The following is a 13,383-nucleotide window of genomic DNA, read 5'->3' as shown; positions in this document are numbered from 1 at the left end:
GTAGAGGTCGTGCTGTTGTGAGGGCACAACCGTTCGTTGTGTGCTCCCGTTCACGTTTATTGGTCTGGCGCGCATGGTGATTGCAGTAACCTGCGGTTGTGCCTGGGCCGACGCTAGACGCCGGGGAGCGGTCCGCGCTGTGTGATCTTCTCGCCGAGGTCGGCCCCTCCGCTCCGACGCTGATCGACGGCTGGACCGCTCGCGATCTCGCCGCCCATTTGGTGTTGCGGGAACGGGATGTCCTTGCAGGACCTTGTCTCGTGCTGCCCGGCCCCTTCCAGCGGTTCGCCGAGCGGCGCAGGGTCGCGATGGCCCGGCATGATTTCGGGTGGCTCGTCGCCCGGATCCGTTCTGGCCCGCCCGCCGGGCTCTTCCGCATCGGATGGGTGCGCGCGCTGGCGAATCTCAACGAGTTCTTCGTGCACCACGAGGACGTCCGCAGGGCCCTTGGACTGGGGCCGCGTTTTCTGGCGTCCGACATGGACGCGGCGTTATGGCGCAACGTATGCCGCGGCGGGCGTTATCTGAGCCGGAGGCTTGTCGGGTGCGGGCTCGACGTGGAGTGGGCCGGCTCGCGGGCGACGCTGCGACCGGGTTCACCGGCGGCACTGCTCAGCGGTCAACCGGGTGAGCTGCTGCTGTACCTCTTTGGCCGGCAAGGCGCGGCGGTGGTCGCGGTGAGCGGGCCGCCCGAGGCCGTTGCGGCGGTGCGTAGCACCCACTTCGGCATGTGAGCTCGTGGCCGAAGTCACAGGCGCCACAGCAGCCTCCGGAAGGAGCGGCACCCGAAGTGCCCGCCTCCCAGCGACAACCAAGACGTACGTGCTCGCGGCACCGGCGGCGTACCATCAGCTCACGCTCAACGACGAGCGAGGACGACATGAGTCGCTAGGTTTCCGCCGCCGCGAAGACCACATCGGGGTTGAGAATGCCCGCGGGGTCGAAGCTTTGCTTGATGCGGCGCATCAGGTCGACCTTGACCGGGTCTTCCAGCTCCAGGAAGTACGGGGTCTTGGCGCGGCCCAGGCCGTGCTCGCCGGAGATTGCGCCGCCCAATTCCATTGCCAGCGCAAAGATGTCGGTCATGAGCTTCTTGCGCGTGCCCGGATCTTTGCAGAAGATCGCCAGGTGCACGTTGCCGTCGCCGGCGTGCCCGCAACCCGCCGCCGCGCCGCCGGCGGCCGCCGCCATACCGCGCGCGGCGGACAGAAACTTCGGCATCGCGCCGCGCGGCACCACGGTGTCGATCAGGTCGTCGGCGCCAACCGCCTTCAAAGTCCAGAACGCCTTCTCTCGCGCCTCGATGAGCTTGCGCGCCGAACCGCCTTCCAGCACATAGGCATCCACGGCGCCCAGCTCGGCCAGCAGCTCGCCAACCGTCTCGACGTCCTCGTCCAGCCGGTCTGCGGTCCGGTTCTCAAGCGCCACAACCAGATAGGCGTCGCAGCTGTCGCGGACGCTGTCGGGGACACCGAGCTCCAGGTTCTGGGTGTGGACGAGCGCGGCCATCGTCACGTTGTCGATGTACTCCAGGATGTAAGGCGCGAGGCCGCTGCCCACCACCTTGGGCACCGCCGCCATGATCTGGTCGAAGTCGGCGAACGGAGCGAGCACGGCGGCGTTGTGGTCCAGCCGCGGGTGCAGCTTGACGGTCACCTCGGTGGCCAGGGCCAGGGTGCCTTCGGAGCCGACGATGAGCTGGGTCAGGTCGTAGCCGGTGGAGACCTTGGCGATCTTGCCGCCGGTGCGGATGAGCTCGCCGGTCGGCAGCGCCGCCTGCAGTCCGACGACGTTGTTACGGGCGATCCCGTACTTGACCGCGTTCATGCCGCCGGCGTTGGTGCCGACGTTGCCGCCGACGCTGGACGACAGCTCGCCCGGGTGAACCATGTAGCGCAGGCCGCTGTCCGCGGTCGCGGCGTCCAGTTCGGTGAGTGTCACGCCGGGTTGGACGACGGCGACCTGGTTGGTGGTGTCGACCTCGAGCACGGCGTTCATGCGCTCGAATGAGATCAGCAGCCCGTCGGTCCGGGGGATCGCCGCGCCCGAGAGGCCGGTGCCCGATCCCCGGGCGGTCACCGGAACGCCGTTGTCCGAGGCGGCCTTCAACAGCTGCGAAACCGCCTCCGCCGAAGCGGGTTTGGCGACGTACGCCGGCCGCTGCGGCGGCTTCGTCAACACCTCGTCGTGCCAGTAGTCCTCGGGGATGGCGTCGCCGGTCAGCAAGTTGTGCTCGCCGACGATCTCGGAGAACCGCGCCGTCATGTCGCTCATTGGGGCCTCCCTCCGGTTCACCTTATCGCCGGAGTGAGGTGATCGACGGGTGTCCGCATCCGGCCGCGGACGATCGGCACACAGTCGTCGGGGAGGTCGGTGGTGACCTCCAGGCCGGAGTCGTCGAGCTCATCGAGGAACTTCGGGAGTCGCTCCATCGCGCCGGTGGGCAGGTCGTGCAGGACGACCACGGTGTGCGGTTGGTTCCGGGTATCGGCGAGCGCTCGGTCAACCCATCCGCGGGGGTCGGCCCAATCCCGCGGGACGCTGTTCCACAGGACGCAGGTGTACTTCTCCGCGATGAGGTAGTCGACCGCCGTCCGATTCAGGCAGCGCCGGTCGAGTTCGCCCTCCGTTCCCCATGGTCTGAAGTAACGATCGACATCGTTGAAAGCGTCCAAAATCTCTTGGGTGCTGCCGATTTCGTGAATCGTCTCCGCCACAGAGAGCTCGCCGAGGGGCGCGCCGTGGGTGAAGGAGTGATTGCCGATCCGGTGGCCCTCACTGACGGCGCGCTCGATCAACCGGTGTCCCGCCGGCGAGCGAAGTCTCTCGCCGACGACGAAGAAGATGGCGGACATCTGACGCTGAGCGAGGGCATCGAGCACCCGATCCGTCACGCCAGGGGTCGGGCCGTTGTCGAAGGTCAACGTGATTTCCGGTCGCATCAATTCAGAGCGTAGCGCGCCACGCTTGCCTGACTGATCGATCAGGCAGTACCTTATGCGGAGAAGCGACGAGACGAGTCGAAGTTGACCGAAACAGTGCCGAAGGCTCCCGGTCCGGCGGTTGGCGCCGGCGACACCCGGCAGCGCATCCTGCAGACGACGGTGCGGTGCTTCTGCGCGTACGGCTACGAGAAGTCTTCGATGAAGCTGATCTCGGCACAGGCCGGCGTTTCGCAGACGCTGCTGCATTACCACTTCGAGACGAAGGAAAAGCTCTTCCAGGCGGCCATCGACGACATGGCCAAGAAGATGTTCGCCACGGCGGCGGCCCGGCTGTCGCAGGGCGCGTCCGTGCGTGATGGCCTGGCCGAGGCGGCCGGTCTGCTGTACACGCTGTTCATCGACGACCTGGACGCCGTCACGTTCATGGTCGAGTTCGCGGCGGCTGCCAACCACAACGACTTCTTGCGGACCGCGTATGTCGACTATCGCGATACCCAGCGACGGCAGCTGGCCGAGCTGCTGCGCACCATCGCCGGTGACGAGGCGCCGCAGCACTTGGTCGACGAGGCGGTGCGCCTCTGCGAAATCGTGCTACTGGGCATGTCCATGCAGCGCCCGTTCGTCGCCGACACTCCAGCGTTCCGCGCCGACTTCGACGCGTTCGCCGAGATGATTGCCGCCCGATTCACCGAAGGATTGGATTCGAAAGGCTGATGACTCCGAACACCACCGTTCAGGCAGTGCCGCCGATGGTCGAAGACGCCGTGACCGGATCCGGCGCCAAGCGGATCTTCGTGCGCCGCTACGACAACGAGAATGCCGATTATGTCTTGGTGCTGGTGCACGGCACCGCCGGCAACAGCGAGAGTTACGACGCGTTCGCCGAGCACATGCGCCGCCATTACCGCGCGGCGGTCTATTCCTTCGACCTGACCGGACATGGCCGCTCCGAAGGCAAGCCGGGTGTGTTCCGCTTCGAAGAATTCCTCGAAGACACCAGGGCGGTAACCGAATACGCCGCACGGCGCACGTCCCTGCCGGTCGTCGTGCACGGCGCCAGCCAAGGCGGGGAAGTCGCATTCCACGCCCTCGACGCGTGCCCGGCCGTGACGGCCGGTGTGTGCATGAACATTTTGTTGAACCACGAGGCGCCGATGAGTCTGCCGATCCGGCTGTTCCGTTCGCGGCCGGCGAAATACGCGGCGGAGAAGGTGGGAGATCGGCTACGCGTCCCGCTGCGGCGGTTCATCGACTTCAAGGCCGCCTACCAGGAAGACCCCGGACTGCTGGACGCGAAGAAGAAGGACCCGCTGTACGTCTGGTCGTACGGGTTGAAGAGCTACCACTCGGTGTTCAACTATGTGCCGCCAAAACCGGCGGCTGCCAACACGAAACCGGTCCTGATCGCCTGCGGCGAGCACGATGAAATCGTCGGGGCCGAGCACTGCCGGGCTTGCTTCGAGCGGATCGGCGGGACCAAAGACTTTTTTCTGATGCCCGGTGGGGGCCATCAGCTGATGTTGTTCGACACCAGCGTCTACGGCCGCGTGATCGACTCGTGGATTCGGGAGCGGGTGCTCGGCGGGGCTCAATCGTGGGAGCCGCCAATCGAACCCGAAGAGCGGCGCTACTTCGAGTTTCTCGATCGGGAACGGGCCAACGACGCGGCGGGCGAGCGGGAATACCACTATTCGATCATCGATCGCGTGCTGATGCGGATCAGCAACGGCACGATCGAGCGCGGGGTCCGTTACTTCGCCAACGCCGAGGTCAGCGAGCAGTGGCGCTTCACCGCTGAGCTCGTCGGCGAAATCGACTACGCCGCATGGGAATTCCTGCGTGACTACCTTCCGCCGACAAATGGTCGACGCCCGAGAATGGCGGTGGTCGGCTGCGGCAGCGGCGGGGCGATCGCGGGATTGCTGGAACGCTATCCGAAGTTGGGCGAGTGGGACATCGTCGGCGTCGACGTCGACTACAAGTCGATCGGTGCGGCCCGCGAGCGTTTCGCCGGCAACACCGGAGTGAGCTTCATCGTCGGCGACGCGCGAAACGCGGATGTATTGGGGGCCAATCAATTCGACCTCATTTACCTGCACGGGGTCCTCGACCATTGCACCGAGCACCGTCATTTGTTCGACAGCGTGTTCAGCGCGCTGAAGCCGGGCGGCCGGATGTTCTATGTCACCCCCGACCGCAACCTGTGCACATGGCTGTGTTTCGTCACCATCGGGCCGCTGTTCGTGTTCGGCCTGCACAAGCCGAATCACGACTTTCGCCGGTTCCCCCGCCCGGCCGAGTTGAACACGGTGCTCCGGGACGCCGGTTTCGAGCTGCTGCCCAGGCGAGGCCGGCCGACCGCGCCCGCTTTGGTCGGCCTCGAGTACAAGACCGGCATGAATCCGTTCCCGGTCAAGAGGTCGGTGCGCGATCGAGCCCTCGGCGAAGAGATCTTCAAGCACACCGAGCCCAGGTGGTGGTTGGGGAACGGTTTCGTCGGCGAGTACGTGGGAGCGGTCCAGAAACCGGCGCAGACCGCCGCTGTTTGACCCCCGGTTGAGTACCGGGTTTCGATTCCCGATGGTGTGGTTATCCCGGACCCAGCAGGCAGTCAGCTTTCCGACAGGAGATCGACACGGACCTCCAAGGAACCCAGTCTTACCGCGGCCAGGGCAGTAACGGAGTGCCTCTGGCGCCGGGCGGGCCCCTTGGCGACGGCCGGTACGAACTGCGCGGTGTCCTGGGCCGCGGCGCGATGGCCGAGGTGCGCGAGGGGTGGGACCGAAAGCTGAACCGGCCCGTCGCCATCAAGCTGCTTTATCCCGGGGTGGCCGACCGGCCGGACAGCCGCCCACGGTTCGACGCGGAGGCGCGCGCGGCCGCGCGCCTGACCGGTCGGCACGTGGTGGTGGTCCACGACGTCGGCGAGCATCACGGGTTGCCGTTCATCGTCATGGAGCGGTTACCGGGAGTGTCGCTGGCCGATCACATCGCTCGCGGTCCGCTGCCACCGGCGTTCGTGCACGTCGTGCTCGACGGTGTCCTGGACGCCCTTGCCGAGGCGCACAGCGCCGGCATCCTGCACCGCGACGTCAAGCCGGGCAACATCTTGTTCACCGCCGCGGGCGAACCCAAGCTCGCCGATTTCGGCATCGCAAAGACGTCCGGCGCCGCCTACACCAGGGCCGGCGAAGTCGTCGGCAGCATGGCGTATCTGAGTCCCGAGCGGCTGACGTCCAAGCCGGCCACGGTGCTCGACGACCTGTATGCCGTGGGCGTGGTGGGTTATGAGGCGCTGACCGGGCGCCGGCCGTTCCCGCAGGAGGACCTGGGCGCGCTGGCACACGCCATCCTGCACACTTCACCGCCGCCGCTGGCCGCCCTGTGCCCGGGTGTGCCGCCGCCGCTCGCGGGCGTGATCGAACGCGCGATGGCGCGCGACCCGGCGTGGCGGTTCGACCAGGCCGGCGCGATGCGGGCCGCGCTGACCGGCAGGGCCCCAGCGGCCATGCCCACCGGCACCTGCGTGATGGAGGCGCCACCACCTGCCGTGCTGACCTACACGCCCGCGGGCGCGCCACCGGAGCCCGACACTCCCCGGCGCAAATGGTGGATCGCGGCGATCGTTGCCGCCTTCGTGTTGGCGCTCCTCCTGTTGGCCATCGATCCGCCGTTCTCGGCGCCACCGCCGACGCCGACCACACCAACCACCACCACGCCGACGCCGCCCCCGACGACCACCGCCACCACCACACCGAGCAGCACCCCGGAACCGGCGCCGGCGCCGCCACCCGGTCGCCCGGGCAAGAAGCCCAAAGGCGGACACGGCGGTTGACGTCGATATGGGATCGGTAGCCCGCCGGCCGGACCGCCCAATTTCAACTGCGGCCTATTCTGGTGCCCAGTGCCGCCGCACGCGTGAGCCGCCGCACGTTAGGTCGGCGCCCAATTCGGGAATCCGCACGGCTGGACCTCTATGACCTAGCGAAAGGACTGCGCATTGACTTCGCGGCTTGGCACCCGGTTCGGGCCCTACGAGCTGCGATCGCTGATCGGCGCAGGCGCAACGGGCGAGGTCTACCGGGCGCGCGACACGGTTAGGGACCGGATGGTCGCGGTCAAGCTGTTGCCTGCCGAGATGGCCGCGGAACCCGGCTTCCAGCAACACTTTCGGCGGGAGTGCGGGATCGCGTCGCGGTTGCAGGAGTCCCACGTCATCCCGGTGCACGACTTCGGTTCGATCAACGGGGTTTCCTTCGTCGACATGCACCTGGTCGAGGGCGGCAGCCTCAAGGACCTGCTGCGCGAGCGGGGGCCGCTGGAACCGTCGCGGGCCGCGTCGATCGTTGCGCAGGTGGCGCGGGCGCTGGACGCCGCGCACGCCGCCGGGCTGGTGCACCTGGGTCTCCGGCCGGAACACGTGTTGCTGACTCCCGATCACTTCGCGTATGTCGTCGACTTCGGCATCGGGCACGCCGACGGGTCGCGGGTGTACATGGCCCCCGAGCGGTTCACCACCGGTCGGGTGGGGCCGCAGACCGACGTGTACTCGCTGGCCTGCCTACTCTACGAATGCCTCACCGGGCAACCGCCGTTCGAGGCCACCGACCCGGCCGAGCTGAAGAGCGCGCACATGTTGTCGCCGGCTCCGCGGCCCAGCATCATGCGCCGCGGGGTGGGCCGGGCCTTCGACGACGTCGTCGCGCGCGGCATGGCCAAACAGCGAACGGCGCGGTTCGCGTCCGCCGGTGAGCTTGCCCGGGCGGCGAGCGAGGCCGTGAACGCGGCGTACGAGCCGGTCGCGGTCGGCGCCGGCGCTGGGCCCCTTGGCACCCGGCCGTTTGAGACGGTCTATCCGAACCCGGACGACACCGGCTACAGCCCGTATCCGCCTGTCGAGCCGCCCCCTTCGCCGGCGCCCCGCCGACCCTTGCTGGGTGGCCGCGCGCCGCTGGTGGGGATCGGGGCGGCGGTCGTCCTGGTGATCGTTGGGTTGATCGTGGCGCTGGTGTCGGCGTTGGTAAGCGGCGGTTCGCCGCCGCCGCGGGCGGCTCCGGCGCCATCGCCCGCGCGCTCGAGCCCGCCGCCGCCGAAGACGCCGACGCTGTCGGCTCCGGTGCGGGGTGCCGACGGGTTGGGGTTCGTCGGCGAGACGGCCCGCTGCGACCCGGGGAATCCGCCGGCCGCCGTGGTGCGCACCGCCAAGTCGCTGGCCGTGGTGTGTGAAAACCTCAGCGGCAGTTACTACTACCGGGGGGAACGCATCCGCGACGGCGCGCACATAGAGCTGTCCAACGCGGAGCGCGTCGGGGACGGGTTCGATGTCACCAACCCGGTCGACGGTGTGCGCTACGAGGTGCGCCCGAGTCGGCTCAGGATCATCAGCGGCAGCCACGTCGATTCGTCGGAACCGGTGCTGCAGTACGCCACCGCGTCCTGATCACCTCAGGCGCAGCGAGAAGGGGACCTTGTCCTCTGCCCGTATCGCGGCTGTGGGCGGAGACTCGGGTACCTGCTTCGAAGAGGAAGTTCCGATCATGTGGACCACTCCATCCGTCATCCCGTTCTCCGTCTGGCGCAAGATTGCCATGGCCACCTGGCGGCCGCGCAAAGACCCGATCATTTGGGCGACGATGGATATCGAAGCGGCGCGGCTGCTCGAGTACCTGCGCCAGGTCCGCGAAGCAACGGGTCAGCACGTCACTCCCATGGACCTCGTCGGCAGGGCTGCGGGGAAGGTCATCGAGGCGCTGCCGGGTCTCAACGGCCGAGTCGTGTTCGGCGGCTTCCTGCCGTCCCCGACCGTCGACTGCTTCTTCGTGGTATCGCTGCGGACCGACCTCATAACCGGAGCCGAAGCCGCCGACACCGATCTCTCGGGCACCGTGGTGCGTCGCATCGATGAGAAACCACCGTGGGTGATCGCCAAGGAACTCACCGATCACGCCGCACGCATTCGCCACGACGAAGATCCGCAGTTCAAGCAGAGCAAGGCGATGGTCAAGGGACTGCCGCCGCTACTGCTTCGTCCGGTGATGGACGCGATGGGCTTCATTACCGAAAGCCTGCAATTGCCCATTCCGTTCCTTGGGCTGGAGGCGCGCCCTTACGGCTCGATACTCGTGAGCAATGTGGGCACCTACGGCCTCGACACGGCCGCCGCCCCATGGCCGACGTTCTGCCACGTGCCGCTCGGGATCATGATCGGGGCGGTGAAGGACAAGGTGTTGGCGCTGGGCGGTCAACCCGTCGTGCGTCCGGTGCTGCCGCTGTCGATCGGCCTGGATCACCGGTTCGTCGACGGCTACCAGGCGGCGACGATGGCCAACATCTTCCGCGCGTACCTGGCCGATCCCGCCGCATTCGATCCGGTGCCCAGGACCATCCCGCCGCGCAAGAAAAAGCCTGCCCCGGTGCGGTTGAACGGAACGCGGCCGGCGACCGCACCGAGCCGATCGAAGGCCAAGGCGCAGCGCCACGCTTGAGAGGAAGCCATGCCCGCATCACGACCACCTGCCCGCGCGGCCATCGCCCCGCCGCATCCGAAGAACGATCCGTTCTACTCGTACACGGGAAAAAAGCCGCTGCCGGACATCTTGCCGGGAACGGTGCTGAAGACTCGCAGCGTTCCCTACCACATATTGGGCCTGCCAACGCTGCTCGAGACCACGCAGCTGCTCTACCGGTCGACCAGCCAGACCCGGAACCCGACCGTCAACGTCACCTCGGTCATCCGGCCGCTGGAGCTGCGAGACAAAACGAAGGTGATCTCCTATCAGTCCGCGTACGACTCGCTCAAACAGGACGACGAGCCGTCGTACGCGATCTCGGGCGGCCGACCCACGCTTGGCGGAGTCGTCCCCAACGTCGAGCTGGGGGTCTTCGGTCCGTTCCTCGCCGAGGGGTACACCGTCATCGTCCCCGACACCGAGGGCCAGCAGGCGGACTTCGCCGCGGGTCCCGAGTACGGAAGGAACACGCTCTACTCGATCCAGGCCGCGTTCAACTCGTCGGCGATCGACAGCGACGCAAAGGTTGCGATGCTCGGATACTCCGGCGGTGCGATCGCCACCGAGTGGGCCGCCGAATACGCGAAGGAGTATGCGCCCGACGTCAACAAGCGCCTCATCGGCGCGGCGATCGGCGGCGTGCTCGTCCACCCGGCGCACAACCTGCACTACGTCGAGGGCAGCTTGATGTGGGCCGGTGTAATGCCCATGGCGCTCGTCGGCATCGCGCGCGCGTTCGGGATCGATTTCAGGCGGTATCTCAGCCAGCACGGCGTGCAGATCTACAACAACATGCAGAATGCGTCGATCGTCGAGGTTCTCGGCCTGAGATACGCGCGTCTGACATGGAAGGACTTGGCCAAACCCCAGTACCCGACACCCGAGAGCATCCCGGAGTATGTCAGGTGTGCCAACCAGCTGATCATGGGCACCGGCGGTACGCCGACGATCCCGCTGTTCATCGGCCAGGGCGCCGGCGGTGAGCTCGAGGGCACGCCGGGCAACAAGGCGGGCATCGGCGCCGGCGACGGCGTGATGATCGCCGGCGACGTGCGCACGCTCGCCCGTCACTACTGCGCGGCGGGCACGCCGGTCCACTACGAGCAATACGACGCGCTCAGCCACATCTGGAGTCTCACGCTGTGGCTGCCGAACTCGATCGCCTGGATCAAGCAGCGCTTCGCCGAAGTGCCTCCGCCGCAGAACTGTTCGTCCATCCAGCAGGGCAACCCGATTAATCCGATTCCGGTTCCATCGGAAGTTATCTGAGCCCAACGAGTCGACCGTTCGTGGAGGTGCAAAGTGGCAGAGCGACGCCGGCTCGGCATCCAGGACGCCCTGTGGCTGGAGATGGACCGCCCCAACAACCTCATGGTCGTCGACACGGTGGTCTGGACGGCCGATCCGCTCGACTGGGCGCGCGTGCGCCAACTCATGGAGGAGCGGCTCACCAACCGCTACCCCGTGTTCCGCAGCCTGGCGGTCAAGGACCCCGACGGCTCGTGGTGGTGGGAGGTCGACGAGAACTTCGACTTCGGGGAACACGTCACGATCGTGGACCTGAAGGACCCCGACGACCGCCGCGATTTGCAGGCACTGGTGGCCAGCCACCACACCGAAATGCTCGATCGCAAAAAGCCGCTCTGGCAGAGCATTTGGGTGAACCGCTACCGGGAGGGTAGCGCAATGATCATGCGGACACACCACGCCCTCGCCGACGGCATGCGCATGGTCGAGATGGCGATGAGACTGTTCGACGCGTCGCCCGAGGGAGGTCACATCCGCGCTCCCGACGTCGTGCAGCAAGCGGCGCAGCCCCACCCGCCGGGACGCCCGATGAAGGACCGGTTGCGGACCGCGGCGGTACGGGCGGCGGGCACGGCGCGGCGCGCGAGGTCGGCCTTCGACGAGGTGCTGGACGACCCGGCCGGACGGGCGGCGGGCATGACGGCAGGCGTCGTGAGGGCAACCGCCGGACTGCCTCGAATTCTCTCTCGTGCCAACGACTTTGGTCGCCTGGCACTGGAGAACCCGGTGGGTGCCGGCCACACGCTCGCCGCTTCGGCGCGGGCGACAATGTCCGACGTCGCCGAGTCCGTCCGCTCCACCATGCGGGCGGCGATGCCGGGCAGCGGCGCGCTGGTCGACGTGTTCTCGTCGGCGCCCGGTGACCTCGACACGATCCGCAAGCTGCTGGTCGGCACCCGTAACGACGCGACCCTGTGGACGGGTATTGCAGGCCTCGACAAGGCGGTGGCATGGTCGGAGCCGATCCCGCTGGCCAAGGTCAAGGCCGTCGCCAAGGCGAACCGGTGCACGGTCAACGACGTGCTGGTGACGACTGTCGCCGGAGCGTTGCACGACTACCTCGACGCCCAACACGCCCGCTGCTCAGCGGTGACGTTCATGGTCCCGGTCAACCTCAAGCCGGTCGACGTGACGCTGCCCGACAACCTCGGTAACGAGTTCGCACTGGTGCAACTCGAACTGCCGACCGATCAGCCCGATGCCCTGCGAGTGCTTGCCGTAGCCAAACGGCGGATGAACCGGATCAAGCACGGCCACGAGGCGGCCTTGGCGTTCCGCCTGCAGGAAACCATCGCCGGGTTCAACCGGCAGATCTATGAAGCGTCGGTGGACCTGTTCACCAACCGCACGATCGGCACGCTCACGAACGTGCCCGGCCCGCCGATGCCGGTGTACCTGGCCGGCAGCAAGGTGGAGGGCATCGTGGGCTGGGCACCGGTTTCGGGCAACCAGCCCATGAGCTTCGGCATCTTTACCTACAACGGCGAGGTGACCGTGGGCATCGCCTGCGACAAAACCCTTGTGCCCGAGCATGAGACGATCGTCGACGGCTTCGCGGCCGCCTTCGACCGGTTGTTGGCGGCGACTCCCGGCGTCACCCCGAGTGCCCGTTAGGTTTCTTCTCCGCTGCGGTGCGCGAATGTCGCGATGATCGCCTCGCGAGGCGAGTGCCAGGTCACCCCGAGCTCGGCCAGGGTGCGGGAGTCATCGGTGGGTACCGCCGCGGTGAGCAGTTGTGCCGCTTCGAAACTGAATCCGGCCCCGAGTGGCAGTAGATCCCCGACGGCGTCCGCGATCCTGCCCAGGGCCCGAAACATTCCGCCGGTCAAGGGTATCCGCCTGATATGACGTCCGGAGCCGGCCTCGAGCGCGCAGATCATCTCATCGAAGCTCAGCATTGCGCCGCCGCAGACGTAACGTTTGGGGCCGTGGCCTGGCCGCATCGATGCGACATGCACATCGGCGACGTCACGCACGTCGATCATCATCATTCCGGCGTGCCGCAGTCGCGGCGCTGCGCCCGCGCGGATGATCGTCGCCCAGCCCTGTTCGGTGATGCCGGGGGCAGTCATGAAGGCCGGACCGACCACGCTGGACGGATAGGTGATGACAACGGGCGCACCCTCGTCTTGTAGCCGCCGGGCAGCACGGTCGGCGTAGCCCTTCGTCTTGGCGTAGGACGACCTCCCCGCCGCGGTGGGAGCGTCCGGCCCGATCACCGGGACCGTCGGCGAGAAGAGGGAGCTGTAGCTGTTGATCGTGACGATCGGGTCCAGCCCGCGGTCGTGTGCCTGACGCAGGATCGACTCGGTCGCGAACGCGTTGATCTCCCACATCAGCTTCTCGCGCCGGTTGTCGGTCCCGACCACGCTGGCAGCGTGCAGCAGGGCATCACTTTGGTCCAGGAGCGTCGCCACGGTGTCGGACTTGCGAACATCGCCGGATACCACGGTTATCGAGCCGAGTTCGGAAAGCGCCCGCAGCAGTTCGGGATTGTCCCAGCCGGGCTCGGCCAGAAGCCGCACCTGATGGCCGGCATCGAGTAGGCCACGGACGACGTGCGCACCGAGATATCCGGTGCCACCAGTCACTGCGATCTGCACGAGTTCGTGACTCTACCG

General features: G+C 67.2%; 11 protein-coding genes. 8 read left to right on the top strand and 3 right to left on the bottom strand.

Going from position 1 to position 13,383, the window contains the following annotated elements:
• Positions 1-98: 98 nt before the first annotated feature.
• On the top strand, positions 99-734 hold the full coding sequence (locus A5678_RS16740; RefSeq protein WP_068044267.1) for a TIGR03085 family metal-binding protein: 636 nt from the start codon (positions 99-101) through the stop codon (positions 732-734).
• Between the two features lie 154 nt (positions 735-888).
• Here A5678_RS16740 and A5678_RS16735 read toward each other — a convergent pair whose 3' ends face one another.
• On the bottom strand, positions 889-2,274 hold the full coding sequence (locus A5678_RS16735) for an FAD-binding oxidoreductase (RefSeq protein ID WP_068044265.1): 1,386 nt from the start codon (positions 2,272-2,274) through the stop codon (positions 889-891).
• A 17-nt stretch (positions 2,275-2,291) separates the two neighbouring features.
• Positions 2,292-2,942, bottom strand: coding sequence for a polysaccharide deacetylase family protein (locus A5678_RS16730; RefSeq protein ID WP_068044379.1), 651 nt, complete (start codon positions 2,940-2,942; stop codon positions 2,292-2,294).
• An 84-nt stretch (positions 2,943-3,026) separates the two neighbouring features.
• On the opposite strand from A5678_RS16730, the gene A5678_RS16725 reads away from it, so the two are divergent.
• From A5678_RS16725 to A5678_RS16695, 7 genes are all read left to right on the top strand, one after another.
• Positions 3,027-3,659 carry a TetR/AcrR family transcriptional regulator gene (locus A5678_RS16725; protein WP_068044263.1) on the top strand — a complete coding sequence of 211 codons (633 nt, stop codon included), beginning with the start codon at positions 3,027-3,029 and terminating at the stop codon, positions 3,657-3,659.
• Complete coding sequence (locus tag A5678_RS16720) at positions 3,659-5,494, top strand: alpha/beta fold hydrolase (protein ID WP_068044262.1); 1,836 nt, start codon at positions 3,659-3,661, stop codon at positions 5,492-5,494. Before A5678_RS16725 ends, A5678_RS16720 begins: the two co-directional genes overlap by 1 nt.
• Before the next feature lie 134 nt (positions 5,495-5,628).
• Positions 5,629-6,780, top strand: a complete 1,152-nt coding sequence (locus tag A5678_RS16715; RefSeq protein ID WP_231983690.1) for a serine/threonine-protein kinase — start codon at positions 5,629-5,631, stop codon at positions 6,778-6,780.
• A gap of 165 nt (positions 6,781-6,945) precedes the next feature.
• On the top strand, positions 6,946-8,385 hold the full coding sequence (locus A5678_RS16710; RefSeq protein ID WP_068044261.1) for a serine/threonine-protein kinase: 1,440 nt from the start codon (positions 6,946-6,948) through the stop codon (positions 8,383-8,385).
• Between the two features lie 97 nt (positions 8,386-8,482).
• Complete coding sequence (locus A5678_RS16705; RefSeq protein WP_082945585.1) at positions 8,483-9,430, top strand: 2-oxo acid dehydrogenase subunit E2; 948 nt, start codon at positions 8,483-8,485, stop codon at positions 9,428-9,430.
• 9 nt (positions 9,431-9,439) lie between these two features.
• Positions 9,440-10,723, top strand: a complete 1,284-nt coding sequence (locus tag A5678_RS16700; protein WP_068044257.1) for a lipase family protein — start codon at positions 9,440-9,442, stop codon at positions 10,721-10,723.
• 33 nt (positions 10,724-10,756) lie between these two features.
• A complete protein-coding gene (locus tag A5678_RS16695) occupies positions 10,757-12,376 on the top strand; it encodes a WS/DGAT domain-containing protein (protein WP_068044255.1) in 1,620 nt (539 codons plus the stop codon).
• Here A5678_RS16695 and A5678_RS16690 read toward each other — a convergent pair.
• Positions 12,373-13,365, bottom strand: coding sequence for an NAD-dependent epimerase/dehydratase family protein (locus tag A5678_RS16690; RefSeq protein ID WP_068044253.1), 993 nt, complete (start codon positions 13,363-13,365; stop codon positions 12,373-12,375). The genes A5678_RS16695 and A5678_RS16690 overlap by 4 nt on opposite strands.
• Between the last annotated feature and the right edge of the window lie 18 nt (positions 13,366-13,383).

Source organism: Mycobacterium sp. E2733 (genome assembly GCF_001667585.1).
Taxonomy (GTDB): Bacteria; Actinomycetota; Actinomycetes; order Mycobacteriales; family Mycobacteriaceae; genus Mycobacterium.
This window is presented reverse-complemented; position numbering and strand designations above follow the sequence as displayed.